The following is a 19,419-nucleotide window of genomic DNA, read 5'->3' as shown; positions in this document are numbered from 1 at the left end:
GTGTCTGGGACAAGGGTACGGTGCACGACGGCGAGCTCCAGGTGAGGCCGTCGCACACCGCCCGGTTAGGGGCGTCGCGTAGGCGGTGCCCACTCGGCCGGAGAGATCTGGCCGTTGTACATAGGAAGGGGAACCGGAGCGTCGTCTGGGGTGAACTGATTCCACACACGGTTGCTGAACATGGTGCCGCGTTCGCGCACCTCGGTCACGTCGTTGGGGGTGAACGTGAAGGTGAGGGTTTCCTCACCGATGCCTGCCTCAGCGATGACGAAGCCTTCTGGGCCTACGACGATGCTGCGGCCGCGGCCGACGGGACCAGCGCAGTTGACGCTGGCCATGACGTTTTGATTGGTGATCGCATTCGCGCGAGCGAGGATGAGTTCCTGCTCGCGATCGGGACTCGTGGTCTTCACGATGTTCAAGATGAGCTCGGCACCGAGCCAGGCGAGCTGGCGGCTGTGCTCGGGGAACCATGCGTCGTAACAAATGGAAAGGCCGACAACGCCGTGCGGCTGCGATGCCGCTGCGTCGTTGGCCGCGTCGCTTGCCGTGAAACTGTCGAGGTCGTGCACCGTGAAGTGTGTGCCTGGCACGTGCGGCTCGAACGGGCGCCACGGGAACATCTTGCGGTAGGTCGCCTGGAGTTCGCCGTTGGGAGCGAAGAGCAGCTGGGTGTTGTAGAACTTGCCGTCGGTGCCGATTTCACCGATGCTGCCTGGGCAGAGCCAGACGTTGTGACGTGCGGCAATCGCGCCGAGGGCTGCGACGTATTCGCTGTCAAGGCGGACCGCGCCTGCTTCGAGCGCTGCTGGACGCTCATCCTCGGGAAGGTGCTCGGTGCCGCAGAGGTGCATCTCTGGGTACACGATGAGGCCGGTGCCGGGATGGTCGGTGAGTGTTGCTGCAACGTCGGCGGCAAAGCTCTCGAGGGTGCCATCGATGGGTTCGGGGGAGCGCTGCGCGAGGGCGACTTTGATTCCGCGAGTAGTCACAATGACCTCCTTGTCCAGCGTACGTGCGTACGTCCAAGCAAAATGATCATTTTGATCATGATCAACTTGATCACTATAGACACGAGTCTCGCTAGGATCAAACTATGAGCAAAAATTCTTCGTCAGCGGCGGCCGCAGCTGTGGCCGCGAGCACCGCGGAAGAAGTGGATGCGCTCTTCGTCGTTCCCGGCTCAGCGGCAATGACCAGACTCTCTGCCGTCGAGACCGTGCGGGCACGCATTCTGCTCCCCATCGAGCACGGTCTGCTTGCCCCAGGCAGCAAGCTGCCCAAGCTCGAGCACATCGCTGAGGGTCTCGAAGTGAGCGCCATCACCGCCCGTCGCGGGCTCGAAAGTCTCGTCGAAGACGGCGTGCTCGTGCGTCGCCCCGGACGCGGCGGCGGCACCTTCGTCGCCGATACGCCGCCCGAACTCAACGACTCTGCCGTGACCGCGTACCGCGCTGACGCGCAGGCGATCCGCCACCTCATCGATCAGCGCAGCCTCATGGAGTGCGGCATCATTCACGAGGCAGCGCTGCGTGCAACGCCGGCGCAGTGCGATGCGCTCGACGCGCTCATTCAGCAGTCGCAGGACGCCCCAAGTTGGCTCGAACATCACGGCCCAGATACGCGATTTCACACGCTCATCGCTGAGATCAGTGAACTGCCGTCGATCCCGACGTACCTCGCAACCTACGAGGCGCTGCTGAAGTACTTTGTGCCGTATCCGCTCGAAGAACTCGTGCACGGCCGCGACGAGCACCGCGCGCTGGTCGCGGCACTGCGTGCGAACGATCCGATCGAAGCCGTGCGGATCACCCGCGAACACGTCGGTGCACTGCACCGTGAGATGTTCGTCGCGCTGCCGCGCTAGCTACGGGCGCGTGCTCGTGCGCGCCTAGGCTGCTGGCGCGCTTGCCCCGCGCTCACGCATGAATCGGACCACGTTCGGATCCACAATCACGTCGCTCGGGCGCAGATCACGCGCGAGATACAGACCCTCGAGCGACCGCACACGACTCAGCGCGACGTAGGTCTGGCCGGCGGTAAATGCACGCGGGCCGAGGTCAACGCACGCCGCATCGTAGGTGTGACCCTGCGACTTGTGGATCGTCACCGCCCACGCCAAGCGCAGCGGGAACTGCTCGAACTCGGCGACGACTTCCTTCTCAAGCTTCTTCGTCTCGGCGTCGTAGCGGTAGCGAAAACGCTCCCACACCGCCGGCTCCACCTCGTACTCGTCATCGTCGGTTTCGACCCAGACCGTGCCCTCGACGCGCGAAACCGTGCCGATCGTGCCGTTCACCCAGCGGCCGTCAGGGTCGTTGCGCAGGAACATCACCTGGGCGCCAGGCTTCAGCTCAAGCACCTCATCGGCGGGAAACAGGTTCTCCTTGAACTCGCCAGTGACTTCGGCCACGGCACGGAGGGCGGATCCGCGAATCTCTGCGAGACGTTCGGCATTGATGCGGTTGACGGTCGCGTTGGTTGACGCGAGCGTGATGACGTCGCGCGGTGCCGGGCGTGCGCCAGCCTTGTTCAGTGCGTTCGCCTGATTCTCGTCGACGATGCCGTGGCGCACGGCGCCGAGGATCCGCTTGAACGAGTCATCGCGCTGGCGATGCACCTCGCTCAGTTCGATCACGCTGAGGGGGACTGCCTCCCACACCTTGGCATCGAAGAACCATAGCGAGCGGTAGGTGTCGTCAAAGTATGCGCGCTCGTGCGGATCCCGCGGCGGCACCGGGGGCAGCTGGAACGGGTCACCAAACATGATGATCTGCGCCCCACCGAACGGATCGTGCTTCTTGCCGCGCGCGAGGCGCAGGGCACGGTCGATCGCGTCCATGAGATCCGCCGAGACCATCGAGATCTCATCGACGACGAGGGTGTCGATCGACGCGAGCATCTTCTTCAGCTCGGACGGCTGATCGAGCTCGTGATCCGCGATAACTCCGGTTGGCAGGCGCAACAGCGAGTGAATCGTCTGCCCGCCGACGTTGAGCGCAGCGACACCGGTCGGCGCGCACACCGCGATGATTTTCGAGGTGTTGTACGAGAGATGATTCAGGATCGTCGACTTACCCGTGCCCGCACGGCCAGTGACGAAAATGTGTTCGCGGGTGTGCTCAATCTTCTCGTAGACCGAGAGTTGTTCAGAGCTAAGTTCGGGGCGCGACACCCATTTAGGGTACCCGGTTTCGGTGAGGGGCTGCTGGTCGCGCAGGGGATAATTGTGTGGTGAAACGTATCCTCGCCCTCTTCGCGCTCACGCTTGGTGGATTTGCCATTGGCATCACTGAGTTCGCCACGATGGGCGTGCTGCCCGACATCGCCAGCAACATGCTGCCGGGCTACGAAGCTGACCCGCAGCGCGTTATCGCGCAGGCGGGCACAATCATCTCGCTCTACGCACTCGGCGTCGTGATCGGTGCACCGGTCATCGCGATCCTCTGCGTGCGGATGTCGCTCACCAGCCTCGCGCGCTGGTCACTCGTCGTACTCGGCGCCGCGAACCTCGCGTCGGCGCTCATGCCGTCGTTCGAGCTCGTGTCGGTGTTCCGATTCGCCTCCGGACTGCCGCACGGCATCTACCTCGGTGTCGCAGCGCTGCTGTCGGCGAAGACGCTCGGCCCCGGCAACATGGGCAAGGGCATCGCGATCTCCATGATTGGCCTCACGACCGCCAACGTCGTGGGAGTGCCCTTCTCGACCATGCTCGGCCAGGCCTTCGGCTGGCGTTGGGTCTACGGCGTCGTCGCCGCGCTCTTCGCGCTCGCACTGCTGCTCGTGGTCCTCTTCGTTGAGAAGTTGCCTGGCAACCCTGAGCGGACGGCGCGCAGCGAGATCCGCGCCCTCGGGAACTACCGCGTCTGGCTCATGATCGGCACGCTCGCGGTCGGCAGCGGCGGATTCTTCGCCGTTTACTCCTATATTGCCGACGTCACCACCCGCGAGGTCGGCCTCGGCCCCGAGATCGTGCCCTGGGTGACCGCGACCCTCGGTGTCGGCATGGTGATCGGCAACTTCCTCGGTGGCGTGCTCGCCGACCGGCATCTCAACCGCGCGGCCATCTTTGGCCTCGTGCTCGCGGTGCTGGTCTTTATCGCGTACTCGCTGTTCGCTGGGGCGCCGATCCGCCTCTTTATCTTTGCCTTCCTCGTGAGTGCGTCGACCATGATGTTTGGACCCGCTGTGCAGGCTCGCTTGATTCGCGTGGCAAATGGGGCGGATCTGCTCGGTGCGTCCATGAACCACGCTGCCTCAAACATGGCCAACAGCCTCGGCGCCTGGCTCGGCGGCCTCGTCATCGCAGCCGGCCTCGGGTACCTTGCGCCTGGCTGGGTTGGCGCAGTGCTTGCCGCGCTCGGCCTGGTCATCATGCTCGTGAGCATTGCGGTTGAGCGCCGCGATAAGGCGCGCAGCCTCGACACCGGTGGCGTGCCCGTCGTCGGGTAGGTGTTTCTGGCCGGCTGGCCACTTTTCTCCTCGTCTGGAAATCGACCGTCGTCAGCATGAAATTGGTGGAAAACATCCTGACGACGGTCGATCCTTAGTTCTAGGCAAAACTCACCCCGGCGCCCGGCCAGTCAAGCGCCGCAAGCACTCAGCCCGCGGGCAAGGTTGGTCGAATGACCAACCGCGGCAGCCCGTTTCGCTCCGCCCCGCCCGGCAAGCAGCCACCTATGATGCTGCCGCGGGCGACCTTGCGGCCGCCCTTGCCCTGAGCTGGGCTGCGCACTGAGCTGGCTATCTTGCGGCGCATTGGCGCGCAGTTTGCGGCAAACGGCCCCGCGGTGCCGACTCAGCGCGAGAACCCGTTCGCCTCCGTCTGGAATCGAGCTTTGGTAAGACGAAAATAGCCAAATCAGTCTTACCGAAAGCTCGATCCACTACCGAAGCGAAGAGCGCGCCCAACACAAGCAAAGAGGGCCTGGAGCAGAAACCCCAGACCCTCTCGCTCGCAGACAACAGCGAACTTACACCCGCGCGGGCTTCTTCACGAGCCAGGCCATCAGTACGAGTCCGACAACGAGCACGATCGTGATGCCGAGGATGCCGTAGTGCGTCGCACCAAACCACAGGATGAACGACGACCACAGCCACGGCGACAGGAAACTCATCACGCGCCCAGTGATGGCGTACAGGCCAAAGACCTCGCCCTGCATGTGGCCTGGGGTGAGGTGCGTGAGCAGCGAGCGACTTGCTGCCTGGGCGGGGCCGACCGCTGCGGAGAGCACGAGGCCGCCGATCCAGAAAATTGACTTCCCCTCTTCGCGGAAGATGAAGATGAAGAGCGCGCTCGCAATGAGGATCACGAGCGACCAGATGATGATTGCGCGCGGGCCAAAGCGGTCGTCGAGTCGGCCAGCGGCGATCGTTGCTACGCCGGCGACGAGGTTCAGGGCAACACCGAAGATCATTACCTCGGTCGCAGAGAAGCCAAAGGATACGGCCGCGAGAATGCCACCGAATGCAAAGATGCCGGCGAGGCCATCGCGGTAGATCGCGCTTGCGATGAGGTACCAGAAGGTCTGGCGGTTGTTGTGGAACAGGCCACGAAGATCGCGGGCAAGCACCGCGTAGCTCTTGAAGAATCCGACGCGGGGACGCTCGTCGCGTGCGGCAGCCTCGGGAACCCAGAGGAAGAAGGGGATAGAGAAGACCACTGTCCACACGGCAGCACCCACTGCGATGAGGCGGTAGGCCATGCCGTTCGACGTGTCCATGCCGAACCACTCGAGCTCAGTGATGATGACCACGACGAGCAGTGCAATGATGCCACCGATGTACCCGAGGCCCCAGCCGAGCCCACTCACGCGGCCGACCGTCTTCTTGGTCGAGACGTCAAACAGCATGGCGTTGTAGCTCACGCCTGCAATCTCATTGACTACCGAGCCGACGGCCACGGCAATTGCGCCGAACCAGAAGTAGCGCGGATCCGCCTGCACGAAGAACATCGCAAACTGGATGAGCGCGAGCGCTGCGGTGCAGCCAACGACCCAGCGCTTCTTGTTGCCGCGTGCGTCTGCCTGCTGGCCAAGTACCGGGGCGATGACGAGCACGACGAGTCCTGCGGCGAAGGTGATCCAGCCGTAGGTTGCCGACAGGTCAGAGAGGCCGGTGCAGTATGCGGTCGCCGCATCCGCTGTTTGCGAACACGTGAGATTGCCATCCGCGTTTTGGGCGGCAATTTCCGGCGCGAGGAACGAGTCAGAAACGAGATACAGCGACACCCATACAAAGGTCAGGATGACCGAGTTGAACGGCTGCGTCGCCCAGTCCCAAAAAGCCCACGACCGCACTGTTCGTGCGGGAACTGTGGCCTCAGCGACCGTATTCGTTTCACTCATAACTGCGAGCGTACCTGGTCTCTGAGTGCTCGCCGGGGCGCGGATCACACTGCATCCCGGGGGTTCACTTGTGCGTTACCTGAAAGTTGAGTGTGTTTGGCTCAAGTTTGCCGAAACGGGCTTGACTTGACACTTGACTTGAGTAAACTTGAGTGCATCAGGCTCAGCTTTGAGTCGACAGGAATTCGGTCGTTCGATCCCCAGTGTGATCAGTTGGCCGACCAGCAGTTAGGTAAAGGAGAACACATATGTCACGTGCAGTAGGTATTGACCTCGGCACCACGAACTCGGTCGTTTCGGTTCTCGAGGGTGGCGAGCCCACGGTCATCGCAAACGCAGAGGGTTTCCGTACGACCCCTTCGATCGTTGCTTTCACGAAGGACGGCGAGGTTCTCGTAGGCGAGACCGCGAAGCGCCAGGCTGTCACGAACGTTGACCGCACCCTTGCTTCGGTCAAGCGCCACATGGGCACCGACTGGAAGACCGACGAGATCGACGGCAAGCGTTACACCGCTCAGGAGATCTCGGCTCGTACCCTCATGAAGCTGAAGCGCGACGCTGAGACCTACCTCGGTGACAAGGTCACCGACGCAGTTATCACCGTCCCCGCATACTTTAACGACGCTGAGCGTCAGGCAACGAAGGAAGCTGGCGAGATCGCTGGCCTCAACGTTCTCCGTATCATCAACGAGCCCACCGCAGCGGCACTCGCTTACGGTCTCGACAAGGGTAAGGAAGACGAGCTCATCCTCGTGTTCGACCTTGGTGGCGGCACCTTCGACGTTTCGCTCCTCGAGGTAGGCAAGGACGATGACTTCTCGACGATTCAGGTTCGTGCAACCGCAGGCGACAACCGCCTCGGTGGCGACGACTGGGATCAGCGCGTTGTTGAGTGGCTCATCACCCAGTTCAAGCAGTCGACCGGTGTTGACGTTGCAGGCGACAAGATCGCTCTCCAGCGTCTGAAGGAAGCTGCTGAGCAGGCGAAGAAGGAGCTCTCGAACTCGATGAGCACCCAGATTCAGCTGCCATACCTCTCGCTCACCGAGAACGGCCCGGCAAACCTCGACGAGACGCTGACCCGTGCAAAGTTCGAAGAGCTCACCAAGGACCTCCTCGAGCGCACCCGTAAGCCGTTCGAGGACGTCATCAAGGAAGCAGGCGAGAAGGTCAGCGACATCGACCACATCGTTCTCGTTGGTGGCTCGACCCGTATGCCGGCTGTCACCGAGCTCGTAAAGAAGCTCACCGGTGGCAAGGAGCCCAACAAGGGTGTCAACCCTGACGAGGTTGTCGCGATCGGCGCAGCTCTCCAGGCTGGCGTTCTGAAGGGCGAGCGTAAGGACGTTCTGCTCATCGACGTGACCCCCCTGAGCCTCGGTATCGAGACCAAGGGCGGCATCATGACGAAGCTCATCGAGCGCAACACCGCTATTCCGACCAAGCGTTCGGAGACCTTCACCACTGCTGATGACAACCAGCCTTCGGTTGCTATCCAGGTGTTCCAGGGCGAGCGTGAGTTCACCCGCGACAACAAGAACCTCGGTACGTTCGAGCTGACCGGTATTGCACCGGCACCGCGCGGCGTTCCTCAGATTGAGGTCACCTTCGACATCGACGCGAACGGCATCGTTCAGGTGTCGGCGAAGGACAAGGGCACCGGCACCGAGCAGACCATCACCATTTCGGGTGGTTCGACCCTCTCCAAGGAGGACATCGAGCGCATGGTCCGCGAGGCTGAAGAGCACGCAGCAGAAGACAAGGCGCGCCGCGAGGCAGCTGAGCAGCGTAACAACGCTGAGCAGCTCGCATACTCGGTCGAGAAGCTCATCTCGGAAAACGAGGACAAGCTGCCTGAGGACGTCAAGACTGAGGTCCAGGGCGATCTCGATGCGCTCAAGCAGGCACTCGCAGGCGACGATGACGCAGCAGTGAAGACCGCTGCCGACAAGCTCGGCGAGAGCCAGCAGAAGCTCGGCGAAGCGATCTACGCAGCAGCACAGGCAGAAGCACCGACCGCTGACGCGGCTGACGCTCCCGCTGATGAGGACGTCGTTGACGCAGAGGTCGTTGAAGACGACGAGGAGCAGAAGTAACCATGACGAATGAGGAGCAGCACAACAACGGTGAGGCTCCCCAGGCGGCGGGGCCGGAGGCGAATGCATCCGGCCCTCAGCCGCATCAGGGGGACGATCTGACCGTTGAGGACATCCTGAACGCAGAGCAGACCGAGGCAGCTGCGGGCGCCGACGAGTCAGCACCCGCAGCGGAAGCTGCAGACGACGCAGAGGCTTCGTACCTTGAAGACCTGCGCCGTCTCACCGCGGAGTACGCGAACTACCGTAAGCGCACCGAGGCAAACGTTGAGATCGACAAGCAGCGCGCAACCGCAGCTGTCGTGAGCCAGCTGATCTCGGTGGTCGACGATCTCGATCGTGCTGAGCAGCACGGCGATCTCGTCGAGGGCAGCGCGTTCGCAGCAATCGCGCAGAAGCTCCGCTCGACGCTTGAGCGCGTTGGCCTGGTCAGCTTCGGCGAAAAGGGTGAAACCTTTGATCCGCAGATTCATGAAGCAATCGCGCAGGTGCCGGTTCCCGGCGCCGAGGGTGAGACCGTGCTTGACGTGATCGAGCGCGGCTACCGTATCGGTGACGTCGAACTGCGCCCCGCGAAGGTAGCGGTGGCGGTGGGAGCTGATGGCTAGTCAAGATTGGTTAGATAAAGACTTCTATAAGACGCTTGGCACCTCAAAGGATGTCAGCGACGCAGAGCTGAAGAAGGTCTACCGCAAGCTTGCGCGCAAGTATCACCCGGACTCCAATCCGGGCGATGCTGCCGCAGAAGCGAAGTTCAAAGAGATCAGCGAGGCTTACTCGGTGCTCTCTGACGCTGAGCAGCGCGCGGAATACGACCAGGTTCGCGCCATGGGCGCTGGCGGCGCACGATTCACGTCGGGCGGCCACGGCGGTCAGGGCTTCGAAGACGTTTTCGGCGGCATGTTTGGTGGCGGTGGCGGTCGGAGCGCAGGCTTCGGCGGCGGCCAGAACTTCGAGGACATCTTCGGGATGTTTGGCGGCGGCGCGCAGCGCGGTCCGCAGCGTGGTTCTGACATCACCGCGTCAACGACGCTCGATTTCGAAACCGCAGCGCAGGGCAAGACGGTCACGCTTGATACACCCAACGGACCCGTGAAAATGCGAATCCCGGCTGGTGTGAGCGACGGCCAGAAGATCCGAGCTGCTGGCAAAGGACAGAAGAGCCCGAACGGTGGCCCCGCAGGTGACCTCCTCCTGAAGGTAAGCGTTCGCCCGCACCCGGTGTTCGAGCGTGATGGCCTGAACCTGAAGCTCAAGTTGCCCGTCACCTTTACCGAGGCCGCGCTTGGCGCGACCGTCGAGGTTCCGACGCTTGGCGGTTCGTCCGTGAAGCTGAAGGTGCAGCCCGGCACCCCGAGTGGCCGAGTGCTGCGCGTGAAGGGCCGCGGCGTGAGCAGCTCGAAGGGCACTGGCGACTTGCTCGCTGAGGTCCAGGTGGTGGTTCCTTCGCACATGAGTGACGAAGCAAAGGAAGCGCTTGCCGCTTTCCGTGACCTTGAACCAGATGATAATCCGCGTGAAGATCTTTTCTCGCGGGCACGCGGCTAAGGTTGGGCCGAACCATGGCAAATCCGCAGGTTGATCGTTTCACCCCGATGTTTCCCATCGCGGGTGCGGCTGAACTCGCCGAGATGCACCCGCAGACGCTGCGGCAGTACGACCGTATTGGGCTCGTAGTGCCGCAGCGCACCCGGGGCAACACTCGGCGGTACTCGCTGCACGATGTCACTCAGCTGCAGACGATCGCTCGTCTGTCAGCTGAGGGACTGAGCCTTGAGGGTATTCGCCGCGTCCTCCATTTGGAAGACCGTGTGCGTGACCTCGAGGGTCAGGTGCGCGAACTCGAGCGTGCGCTCGCGCAAGAGCGCCTGCAGCGTCCCGAGCGACGTGTGTTTGCCGCTGGCTCTGCCGGCGCAGCTGTCACGCTGAAGCGTGGTACCCGTACGAAGCGCAACGCCGACGTCATGGTCTGGCAGCCAGGAGTGGTGTGGAAGAGCGAATGACGCTCGACGAGTGCTTTGCGATGCTCGGGCGCGATCCAGATGTGGACGCGCCCGAGCTCTTCGCGTATGACGCGGCAGACCAGCTGCTGCTGGAAACTGCGGCACCGCACTTCGCGGCGCTCAGCCCGGACGAACTCGTCGTGATCGGCGACCGCCACGGTGCGCTCACCCTCGGCGCGGCCCAGGTGTATGGGCAGCGGGGGATCCGCACCCATCAAGACCCGGTACTTGGCGAGCGTGCGCTCGCGCGCAACGCAGAGCGCCTCGGTCTCGACACCGATGACGTCTACCGTTCACTGCCCCTCGACGCAGCGTTGCTCACAGGCGCGCGGCTGGTGTTGGTGCAGCTTCCGCGCGCGCTCGATGCGCTCGACGAAATCGCAGCGTGGATCGCCAAGACGGCCGATCCCGGCGTGATCGTCCTTGCTGGCGGCCGTGACAAGCACATGTCACGGTCGATGAATGACATTCTTGCTCGCTATTTCGGCGAGGTTTCGGCTGGCCGCGGTGTCCGCAAGGCGCGCGTATTGACCGCCACGCAGCCGCTCGCGTCGGCCGCCGGCGCCACACTCGCGTTCCCGAAGTGGGGACGCGACCGCGAACTCAGCTTTGAGCTCGCGGCATTTGGCGCGACCTTCGGCGGACCAACCTTCGACCACGGAAGTCGGCTCATGCTCGCTGGCCTGCGCGCTGAGCATGCTGGCCGCGCGGGTGACCGATCCGCGCCCCGTCGCATCGTCGACCTCGGCTGCGGCAACGGCGTGCTCGCGGTGTCTGCGGCGTTGTTGTTCCCCGAGGCTGAGATCATCGCGACCGACCAGTCGCACGCTGCCGTGGCCGCGACCAGGCTCACGGCCGAGCGCGCGGGGGTGGCGGATCGTATCACCGTGCACCGTGCTGACGGCATGGAGGCGGTCGCTGACGGGTGGGCGGATCTCGTACTGCTGAATCCGCCGTTCCACACCGGGGCGATCGTGCACGCCGAAGTGGCTCATCGCCTCATTAAGTCGTGCGCGCGCGTGCTGGCGCCCGGTGGTGAGCTGCGCATCGTGTTCAACTCGCACATGCGGTATCGGCCGCTCGTGGAGCGCCACATCGGAACGACGCGACAGGTCGACCGAGACAAGACGTTTACGGTGCTGTCGTCGATCCGCGCCCAGTAGCAGGACCCGGTTCAGCGCAAGCCGTGACGTGATCTGAACGATGAGAACGCGTCGCGCCGCGGTGGGTTAGCTCTCCTTCGCCTTGCGAGCTCGCTCGTCGATGAGGTCGCGTGCGGTGAGCTGGTGTGAAGTTGGGCCGTACATGTCGGACGTCACGCCGGTGATGAACAGCGCGGGGTCAACCTCGAGGGCTGACGCGATACGCACAAGCGTTTCCGCGGTTGGGCTCGAGGCGCCGCGTTCGATCTTGCCGATCGTGGTCCAGTTGATGTTCGCAAGCTCGCCAAGATCTTCCAGTGAGATGCCGAACGCTTGGCGTGCGGTGCGCATGCGGGTGCCGATCTGGACGGCAGCCTGGGAGTGAATCTTGGGCACGTACCTAAGATTGGCCTCATTGGACAAATAACACCAACGTCTTTACACCTTGAGAAAAATAACCTAGTGAGAGTGTATGGCGTTTCGCACATACACCGGTGGGAAGATGAAGGGCATGAGCATCTCACAGCACCCGCAGCCGAGCGTCATGATCGTGTGCGACTACTCACTGAGCTATCTCGGTGGGGCGCAGATCGCGCTTGTTCGGCAAGCTCGGGCGCTCGCAGACGCCGGTTGGCGGGTGACGGTGGTTGCGCCAGACGCGACGCAGACATTCCGCGAAGATCGCCCGATGAATCTCGCGACCCGCGACCCGAAAGTGCTCTTCACGCTTCCCGGGCTCGACCTGCCCATGCTCCCGAGCCGCGGTCGCCTCACGCGCGCCCTCACCAAGCTCGGCAAGCAGCAGCACGTCGACGGCATCATCGTGCACTCGGAGTTTGCCCTTGCGGCTGCCGCGCTTGAGACGGCGCAGGCGCTCGGGGTGCCGCTCCTGCACACCGTGCACACCTACTTCTGGGATGCCCCAAAGGCGCTCGCGCCCGTCGCACCCGTCGTGACGGCATTCCACCGCACGCTCACCGGTCTTCCCGGGAAGCAAAAGTTCCGGGGGAGCACGACGATCAACAATGCCCTGCGCAGTATGACCCACCGCCTCGCGACCGAGGCAGACGCGGTCCTCTCGCCGTCTCGTCACCAGGCAGACGCGCTCCGCATTGCTGGCGTCGAAAACGTGCACGTGCTTTCAAACGTGGTGCAGCCGCTCATCGATGAACCGAAGCCTGCCGCAGGCGCCCCCGGCCACGAACACGCGCCAGACGAACCGCACCTGCGGCTCGTCTGGGCTGGGCGTTTCGCGCCTGAAAAGCGTATTGAGGTTGCGCTTGAGGCGATCCGCCTCGCCCGCGCCGGCCTCGAGAGCGCTGGCGCAGGAAGCAATGCGATCCACCTCGATATCGCGGGTGGCCACGGTGAGATCGAGGCGGGCGTGACCTATCACGGCCGGCTCGCGAGCGACGAAGTCGGTGAGCTCATTTCGCGCGCTGATGCGGTCGTGCTCACCTCCCTCGGCTTCGACAACCAGCCGATGATCGCGCTCGAGGCGTGTGCGCGCAAGCGGCCCGTCATCGTGAGCGACCCCGTGCTCGCACGTGAGTTCGGCGACGCGGCAATCAGCGCAGCGGGCGACGGCACCGAGTCCGGCGATGCAGCTGCGCTGGCCAACGTGCTCATCGGGCTTGCGATCGATCGCGGCACGCTCGATGCCGCAGGCGAAGCGGCTGAAGCGTACGCGCGAGACCGGCAGGGCACAGCACACGCAGCAGGAATCGCAGCAATCTTGCAGGCAGGTTGCCGAGCGGCGTAGGGAAAATCCCTGCTAGCTTCGTAAGCTTGAAGTAGTGAGACCGTGAGCAACCGCTCATGTACTGAAAGTGAGAACCGTGGGAATTACACCGAGCGACGCCGGAATTGCGCCTGAAACGGGGGACCAGCGACCGCTGCGAATCCTGCAGGCCTGCGACACGTTCGCCCCCGACGTCAACGGCGCGGCACGGTTCACCGAGCGACTTTCTGCTGGCCTTGTCCGTCGCGGCAACGAGCTGCACGTGATGGCGCCGTCGGCGTCGTACAAGCGCAAGGGCCGGTTCGTCGAGGTCATCGAGGGCGAGACGATGACGGTGCACCGCATCCCGAGCTACCGCTGGTACCCGCACGACTGGCTGTGGTTCGTGCTGCCCTGGCGTGCGCGGCACTACGCAAAGGTCGTGCTCGACGAGGTGCAGCCCGATGTCATCCACATTCAGTCGCACATCGTGATCGGCAAGGGAGTGTCGGTCGAGGCTGAAAAGCGCGGCATCCCCATCGTGGCGACCAACCACGTCATGCCGGAGAACGTCCTCGACTTCACGCTGCTGCCGCCCATCGCTAAGCGCTCATTCGTGCGTTGGGGCTGGCGCGCAGCTGACAAGGTGCTGCGTCGTGCGCGCGCGGTCACGACGCCTACCCGCCGCGCGGCTGACTTCCTCGAGCGCAGCACCGAGCGCCGCGGAGTGCTGCCGGTGAGCTGCGGCCTGCGTGCCGCTGACTACGAGGCAGTCGTTGCTCCACGCGCGGAGAACAAGATCGTCTTCGTTGGTCGCGTGACGCAGGAGAAGGAGATCGACGTCATCATTCGCGCGCTCGGTCGCCTTGATGCGAGCCTGAACGCCTCCTTCACGGTCGTTGGTGATGGCGATCAGCGCAAGAATCTTGAAAAGCTCGTGGCGGATCTCGGCCTCCAGGACCGCGTCCACTTCACTGGCCGCGTCTCTGATGAGGAGCTGCGCCGTAATCTCACCGAGGCGAGCGTCTTCGCTATTGCCTCGATTGCTGAGCTGCAGTCGATCGCGACGATGGAAGCGATGGCTTCGGGCCTTCCGATTCTCGCGGCTGATGCGATGGCACTTCCGCACCTGGTTGATGAGGGAAAGAACGGATTCCTGTTCCAACCTGGTAACGATCGTGAGCTTGCTGACTACCTCACCCAGGTATTCACAGCATCACCCGCGGAGTACGAACAGATGCAGCTCGCATCCCTCGAAGCGGTGAAGGCACACGACATCGATCGCACTCTCGATACCTTCGAGGCCTTGTATCGCGGGGCAGATCCCGCGGATCTCGCGTCTCCTTCGGCGCACTAGCTGTCACTGTGCGGGGCGCGGATCGGCGCCTCGCGCACCCTGAGAAGGTTCCGACGCTCGGGAACATTCTCAGTCTGCCGAAGGTGATCGTCAGCTCCGTGGCCTAATCTGGAGGGTATGACTCAACCAAGGCCTACGAAGACGCGCGCAAAGAGCTCTCGCGCGCGCACCGTATCCGCGAGTGGCGGCCGCAAGATCAGCGGCCTTTTCGGCGCAATCGCAATGAGCGTTGTTGCTGGTGTACTCGTGGCAGCGGCAGTGACGCCAGTTGTGGCAGTGAGCGGCTTTGCGGCCTCGTCCGCAGTCAGCCTGTTCGAGAACCTGCCCGAGCATATTGATCCCGGCACGCTGCCACAGCCGTCGACGATCTACGCAAAGAACCCGAACGTTGAGGGTGGCCTCGAGAAGGTCGCGGACTTCTACTCGCAAGACCGCGAGGTCGTCGAGTGGGACCAGATCAGCCAGTACGTGAAGGACGCGGTCGTCTCTGAGGAGGACCCGCGCTTCTACACCCACGGTGGTGTCGACGTACTCGCTGCGAGCCGTGCAGTGCTGCAGAACGCAGCTGGCTCAGGCTTCTCTGGTGCTTCGACCGTGACGATGCAGTACGTGCGAAACGTGCTCATCCAGGAGTCGCTGGCACACGCTGACGAGGCAGACCGTGAGGCAGCCTACGAAGACGCGATGGAGCAGACCGTCGAGCGCAAGCTTAAGGAGATGCGTTACGCAATCTCCATTGAGAAGAAGAACTCGAAGGACCAGATCCTTCTCGGCTACCTGAACATTGCCCTGTTCGGTAACCGCGTGTACGGCATCGAGTCGGCCGCGCACTACTACTTCAACACGACCGCCAAAGACCTGACGCTGCCCCAGGCAGCCAGCCTCGCGGCAATCGTGAACGCTCCGAACGCTCTCGCGATCGACGACCCCGACAACATCGAGGCAAATAAGGAACGTCGTGACCTTATGTTGCACTCGATGTACAAGCACGGTCGTATCTCCGAGAAGCAGTACGAGGAAGCAATCGCTACTCCGGTCGAGCCCCACATCACGCCTCGCGTGGCTGGCTGCTCGGCGGCAGAAGCGAAGGGCATGGGCAGCTTCTGCAACTACGTGCAGCGCTACATCCAGAACGACCCGAGCTTCGGTGCGACCCAGCAGGAGCGCGACTACAACTTCAACCGTGGTGGCTGGCAGATCATCTCGACGGTGAACCCTGAGCTGCAGGCTGCAGCGACTTCGGCAGTGCGCGACAACGTGCCCTCGACCGAAGAGGGCATCTCGCTCGGTGCGACCGCGGTCAGCGTTGAGGTGAAGACCGGCAAGGTCCTCGCGATGACGCAGAACCGTCCGTTCAGTGAGGACCCAGACGTCCTGAACTCGAACCCCGGCTACACGAGTATCAACTACAACACCGACTACGACTACGGCGGGTCGGGTGGCTTCCAGGTGGGCTCTACCTTCAAGCCGATTACGCTCGCAGAGTGGATCCGCACCGGTCACTCGGTGCGCGACCGTGTGAACGTGAGTGCTCGAAGTGTCGAGTTCAGCTCGTTCCGAGCGAAGTGTATGCCTGACGGTGTCTACGGCTACGGCTCGTTCAGCTTCCAGAATGATGACAACCGGTACAACGGTGGCCAGCAGGTACTGACGGCGACCCAGTGGTCTGTCAACGGTGGCTTCATTTCGATGCAGCAGGAGATGGACCTCTGTGACACGTTCGACCTTGCTGAGAAGCTTGGCGTGCACCGTGCGGCACCGATGACGAACGAAGACCTTGAAAACTACGGCACGACCAACCTGACCCGCGTGCCCTCGGGCGTCTTCGCTGGTGTCGATGAGGTCGCGCCCGTCACGATGGCGAACGCATACGCTGCGTTTGCCGGTGACGGCACCGTGTGTGACGCGGTCCCGATCGAGAAGATCACTGACCCCGAAGGCAACGAGGTGAAGTTCACCGGTGGCAACTGCCGCGAGGCGATCTCACCAGAGGTTGCTGCAGGTGTCGCCTACGCGCTCGAAGCGACCGTCAACGGCGGTCTGGCAAGTTCGGCACAGTCGTACATGGGCATCCCGCACCTCGGTAAGACCGGTTCGACGGATGATTACGTTGACACCTGGCTCATCGCGGCAAGCAGCCGCGTTTCGACCGCAGTGTGGGTCGGCAACGTTGAGGGCAAGGTCAGCCTGATTCCTTACGGCTACAACAACTCGCGTCACTCGATCATGCCTCGCATTCTCGAGGTTGCCGACCGTGTCTACGGCGGCGAAGCGTTCCCCGAGCCGAGCGAATCCGCGATCCGCCAGACCTCGGTGAATGTTCCCGACGTGACCGGCAAGTCGGTCGAAGAGGCAACCAAGATTCTCGAGGCGCAGGGCTTCACCGTTGCTGACGGCGGCGATACCGATTCTGAGCTCGCACGCGGCCTCGTTGCGCGCACCGATCCTGGTGCCGGCGGCGAAGCATGGATGGGCGCAACCATCACGCTGTACAAGAGCTCGGGCAACATGACCAAGGTTCCGGACGGGCTGACCGGCGTGACCGGCTCGGTTGCTGCAGAGCGTCTCGCGGCGGTCTCTCTGAACGCCGACTTCCAATGTGAAACTGGCAAAAAGGAAGACCCAGACAAGAACAAGGTCGTAAGCGCAGATCCAGGGAGTGGTACTGCCGTGAAGGGCGGATCCACCGTCAAGCTCAAGCTTGCGTGCGGAGCTGACTGATACGTCGCAGTGACATAACGAAGGCGGCCCCGGGGAGATTTCTCCCGGGGTCGCCTTCGTCGTGTGATGGGTGCGAGGGCGCGGATCCGCCCCCGCCTCATCCCGGCTACGCGAGTGGTGCTGGCTCGCGCCGCATCGGGGTGTGCGGAATCCCGTCTTCGAGATACTCGGCGCCGCACGCGACGAACCCGAACCGGCCGTACCAGTGGGTGAGGTGTGACTGCGCGTGCAGGATCGCGGGGGAACCGGCCGTGAGCTCGAGCGCGTGTGTGATGAGCTCGGCAGCGACGCCCTTGCCGCGCCAAGCCGGTGCGGTCGCGACGCGGCCGATGGCGATGAGTCCGGGTTCGTCCGCTGAGTCGTCGAGTACGCGTACGGTAGCCGCGACAGTGCCGTCAGCGGCGGTCGCCCAGATTTGCACGGTGCCTGGTTCGAGATCGCGGCCATCGGCGTCGAGGTACACGCAATCCTGTTCGAGGACAAACACCTGCTGTCGCAGCTGCAGGATGCCGTAGAGCTCTTCGGGTGCGAGTTCGCCGATGCCGTGGGCGGTGCGCAGCGTAAGGCCAGGCGGAAGCTGGTGATCGCAGTTGGTCATGTGCCGATTCTGCCACGGCGGGTGAGAAATGCAGCGGTCGTCAGAAGCGTGCGACATGCCGAGGATAAGAATTCCGTGTCTCGATTTCCTATTTCCGGGAAAGAGCCGCTAAAGTTAATGCTTGTTCGCGTTCGCGCGATCACACCCTGGCGGATTGCCCGAGCGGCCAAAGGGAGCTGACTGTAAATCAGCCGCGCAAGCTACGTGAGTTCGAATCTCGCATCCGCCACAGGATAGAAGCCCCAGTTCTTCGGAACTGGGGCTTTCTTGTTTCTCTCACCTCTGCCATGCTGCCATCAAGTTTCTATGGCTTGACTTTGGTGCGTGCTTCACTCTCGCGCAGGAAGCCGACGGCCTGCAGATGTTCATGTGCCGCAGCGCGCGCGGAGTGACGCAGCTTGCCGTCGAGTCATTCGACCCTGCATTGAACGTTGGCACCAACTTCACGGATGGTGAGGGGCGGCATTGGTCAGTGTGGCCGTTTCCATTTGATTCGCGGATCCCAGCACTCAGTCCCATCTTCAAGCTGGAGATGCCGCGAATGGCCGGCTTCGAGCAGCTCGAGCTCATTCGCTATTCTCCGCGGGCTTCACGCGGTGCGGTGAGAGCTACCTCGCCGACAGGGATGACGAAGTTTCTCAAGTGCTACGGCTCGCAGGGTGAGTATCAGGCGGCTGCTCGCGGACATCACCTATGGAATGGTGCATTCGTGTATCGCGAAGCGCACTGCATGGATGAGCACCAGATGATCTTGCTCGAGGGGATGCCGGGGCACCCGTTGCGCCGGTGCCTCGACGAGGGGCACCTCAGCTCGGAGGGGATTGAGCGGACGGTGGATCGCCAGCTGCTTGGCGTCTGGGCCGCGCTCGAGCGGACACGGCTGACATATGTGGATCTCCATTCCGGCAACGTCCTTGTGCATCACCTGGGTGAAGAGGTGCAGGTAGACCTGGTGGACCTTGACTCTGTGCGGGCGGTCCCTCGAAAGTGATGGCGGCCGCGTGTTCTGTACGGGTTGGATGACGCGTGCGCAGCTCGATTTCTGGTGTGTTGTGGGGTGGGTGAAGGGTTTTCCCTGTTCCCGGTGGCGGGTTGCTCGCGGTCGGGGTGTGGTTTCGGGTCGTGTGGTGTCGAAACACGCCCGTGTTTTGGTCTGGGTTTGCGTCTGGGTGGGGATCGGTGTAATGTAATCCCTTGTCGCCGCAACGCAGCCGGGCAGCATCGCTGGCCTGGTTGATTCGCTTGCGGTTAACCGAAACGTTTGGTTTTGGTTGTTGGACTGCTTTTCGGAGGGCCATTGGTTTGGTTGGTACGGGGAGTGTCTGGTCCTTGAGAACTCAATAGTGTGCACTTGATTGTCAAATGCCAATTTTTTATCCCCGGCATGAACTGTTTGGTTTGTGTTGGAGATTCCTTTTTTGGATGAATAATTCAG

16 protein-coding genes and 1 tRNA gene are annotated in these 19,419 nt (G+C 62.8%); 12 read left to right on the top strand and 5 right to left on the bottom strand.

From position 1 onward, the window contains the following. Nucleotides 1-65: 65 nt before the first annotated feature. On the bottom strand, nt 66-992 hold the full coding sequence (locus ICM05_RS10735) for a carbon-nitrogen hydrolase family protein (protein WP_188024615.1): 927 nt from the start codon (nt 990-992) through the stop codon (nt 66-68). Between the two features lie 104 nt (nt 993-1,096). On the opposite strand from ICM05_RS10735, the gene ICM05_RS10730 reads away from it, so the two are divergent. After that, nucleotides 1,097-1,867, top strand: coding sequence for a FadR/GntR family transcriptional regulator (locus tag ICM05_RS10730; protein ID WP_188024614.1), 771 nt, complete (start codon nt 1,097-1,099; stop codon nt 1,865-1,867). 24 nt (nt 1,868-1,891) lie between these two features. Here ICM05_RS10730 and ICM05_RS10725 read toward each other — a convergent pair whose 3' ends face one another. Continuing rightward, nucleotides 1,892-3,175, bottom strand: a complete 1,284-nt coding sequence (locus tag ICM05_RS10725; protein WP_188024613.1) for a DEAD/DEAH box helicase — start codon at nt 3,173-3,175, stop codon at nt 1,892-1,894. Nucleotides 3,176-3,231: 56 nt separating this feature from the next. On the opposite strand from ICM05_RS10725, the gene ICM05_RS10720 reads away from it, so the two are divergent. Beyond that, nucleotides 3,232-4,452 (top strand): MFS transporter, encoded by a 1,221-nt coding sequence (locus ICM05_RS10720; protein ID WP_353055889.1) that lies wholly within the window; start codon nt 3,232-3,234, stop codon nt 4,450-4,452. Nucleotides 4,453-4,973: 521 nt separating this feature from the next. On the opposite strand, the gene ICM05_RS10715 is transcribed toward ICM05_RS10720, so the two are convergent. Beyond that, entirely contained in the window at nt 4,974-6,347 is a 1,374-nt protein-coding gene (locus ICM05_RS10715; RefSeq protein WP_188024612.1) for an MFS transporter, read from the bottom strand. Between the two features lie 248 nt (nt 6,348-6,595). Between ICM05_RS10715 and dnaK the strand changes: the two genes are divergently transcribed. Genes dnaK through ICM05_RS10690 form a run of 5 tightly spaced genes read left to right on the top strand, consistent with a single transcriptional unit; the run spans nt 6,596 to nt 11,609 of the window. Further along, the gene (gene dnaK / locus ICM05_RS10710; RefSeq protein ID WP_188024610.1) at nt 6,596-8,443 is read left to right on the top strand and encodes a molecular chaperone DnaK; all 1,848 of its coding nucleotides are present in this window, start codon (nt 6,596-6,598) and stop codon (nt 8,441-8,443) included. 2 nt (nt 8,444-8,445) lie between these two features. Next, the gene (locus ICM05_RS10705) at nt 8,446-9,051 is read left to right on the top strand and encodes a nucleotide exchange factor GrpE (protein ID WP_188024609.1); all 606 of its coding nucleotides are present in this window, start codon (nt 8,446-8,448) and stop codon (nt 9,049-9,051) included. Next, complete coding sequence (locus ICM05_RS10700; protein WP_188024608.1) at nt 9,044-9,991, top strand: DnaJ C-terminal domain-containing protein; 948 nt, start codon at nt 9,044-9,046, stop codon at nt 9,989-9,991. The genes ICM05_RS10705 and ICM05_RS10700 overlap by 8 nt, the downstream gene beginning before the upstream one ends. A 14-nt stretch (nt 9,992-10,005) precedes the next feature. Beyond that, nucleotides 10,006-10,446 carry a heat shock protein transcriptional repressor HspR gene (locus tag ICM05_RS10695; RefSeq protein WP_188024607.1) on the top strand — a complete coding sequence of 147 codons (441 nt, stop codon included), beginning with the start codon at nt 10,006-10,008 and terminating at the stop codon, nt 10,444-10,446. Beyond that, nucleotides 10,431-11,609, top strand: a complete 1,179-nt coding sequence (locus ICM05_RS10690; protein ID WP_353055888.1) for a methyltransferase — start codon at nt 10,431-10,433, stop codon at nt 11,607-11,609. Before ICM05_RS10695 ends, ICM05_RS10690 begins: the two co-directional genes overlap by 16 nt. 66 nt (nt 11,610-11,675) lie before the next feature. Here the strand turns inward: ICM05_RS10690 and ICM05_RS10685 are convergent, their stop codons facing one another. Continuing rightward, on the bottom strand, nt 11,676-11,984 hold the full coding sequence (locus ICM05_RS10685; RefSeq protein WP_188024606.1) for a helix-turn-helix transcriptional regulator: 309 nt from the start codon (nt 11,982-11,984) through the stop codon (nt 11,676-11,678). 76 nt (nt 11,985-12,060) lie between these two features. Between ICM05_RS10685 and ICM05_RS10680 the strand changes: the two genes are divergently transcribed. From ICM05_RS10680 to ICM05_RS10670, 3 genes are all read left to right on the top strand, one after another. Next, complete coding sequence (locus ICM05_RS10680; RefSeq protein ID WP_188024605.1) at nt 12,061-13,350, top strand: glycosyltransferase family 4 protein; 1,290 nt, start codon at nt 12,061-12,063, stop codon at nt 13,348-13,350. A 76-nt stretch (nt 13,351-13,426) separates the two neighbouring features. Further along, entirely contained in the window at nt 13,427-14,665 is a 1,239-nt protein-coding gene (locus ICM05_RS10675) for a glycosyltransferase (protein WP_188024604.1), read from the top strand. 117 nt (nt 14,666-14,782) lie between these two features. Beyond that, the gene (locus ICM05_RS10670) at nt 14,783-17,386 is read left to right on the top strand and encodes a transglycosylase domain-containing protein (RefSeq protein ID WP_188024602.1); all 2,604 of its coding nucleotides are present in this window, start codon (nt 14,783-14,785) and stop codon (nt 17,384-17,386) included. A 106-nt stretch (nt 17,387-17,492) separates the two neighbouring features. On the opposite strand, the gene ICM05_RS10665 is transcribed toward ICM05_RS10670, so the two are convergent. Further along, nucleotides 17,493-17,984, bottom strand: coding sequence for a GNAT family N-acetyltransferase (locus tag ICM05_RS10665; protein ID WP_188024600.1), 492 nt, complete (start codon nt 17,982-17,984; stop codon nt 17,493-17,495). Nucleotides 17,985-18,132: 148 nt separating this feature from the next. Here ICM05_RS10665 and ICM05_RS10660 point away from each other — a divergent pair. Beyond that, a tRNA-Tyr gene (locus ICM05_RS10660) sits at nt 18,133-18,213 on the top strand. A 138-nt stretch (nt 18,214-18,351) separates the two neighbouring features. Further along, complete coding sequence (locus tag ICM05_RS10655; protein WP_188024598.1) at nt 18,352-18,975, top strand: hypothetical protein; 624 nt, start codon at nt 18,352-18,354, stop codon at nt 18,973-18,975. Nucleotides 18,976-19,419 lie beyond the last annotated feature (444 nt).

Origin of the sequence: Leucobacter sp. cx-42 (assembly GCF_014529985.1) — a bacterium.
Classification (GTDB): domain Bacteria; phylum Actinomycetota; class Actinomycetes; order Actinomycetales; family Microbacteriaceae; genus Leucobacter.
The sequence above is the reverse complement of the archived record's forward strand: the minus strand, read 5'-3'. Positions and strand labels throughout refer to the sequence as shown.

Coding starts and splice junctions, on each gene's coding strand:
- dnaK (WP_188024610.1), top strand. CDS start 6,596: ATGTCACGTGCAGTAGGTATTGACCTCGGCACCACGAACTCGGTCGTT.
- ICM05_RS10680 (WP_188024605.1), top strand. CDS start 12,061: ATGGCGTTTCGCACATACACCGGTGGGAAGATGAAGGGCATGAGCATC.
- ICM05_RS10655 (WP_188024598.1), top strand. CDS start 18,352: ATGTGCCGCAGCGCGCGCGGAGTGACGCAGCTTGCCGTCGAGTCATTC.
- ICM05_RS10700 (WP_188024608.1), top strand. CDS start 9,044: ATGGCTAGTCAAGATTGGTTAGATAAAGACTTCTATAAGACGCTTGGC.
- ICM05_RS10670 (WP_188024602.1), top strand. CDS start 14,783: ATGACTCAACCAAGGCCTACGAAGACGCGCGCAAAGAGCTCTCGCGCG.
- ICM05_RS10705 (WP_188024609.1), top strand. CDS start 8,446: ATGACGAATGAGGAGCAGCACAACAACGGTGAGGCTCCCCAGGCGGCG.
- ICM05_RS10730 (WP_188024614.1), top strand. CDS start 1,097: ATGAGCAAAAATTCTTCGTCAGCGGCGGCCGCAGCTGTGGCCGCGAGC.
- ICM05_RS10695 (WP_188024607.1), top strand. CDS start 10,006: ATGGCAAATCCGCAGGTTGATCGTTTCACCCCGATGTTTCCCATCGCG.
- ICM05_RS10665 (WP_188024600.1), bottom strand. CDS start 17,984: ATGACCAACTGCGATCACCAGCTTCCGCCTGGCCTTACGCTGCGCACC.
- ICM05_RS10715 (WP_188024612.1), bottom strand. CDS start 6,347: ATGAGTGAAACGAATACGGTCGCTGAGGCCACAGTTCCCGCACGAACA.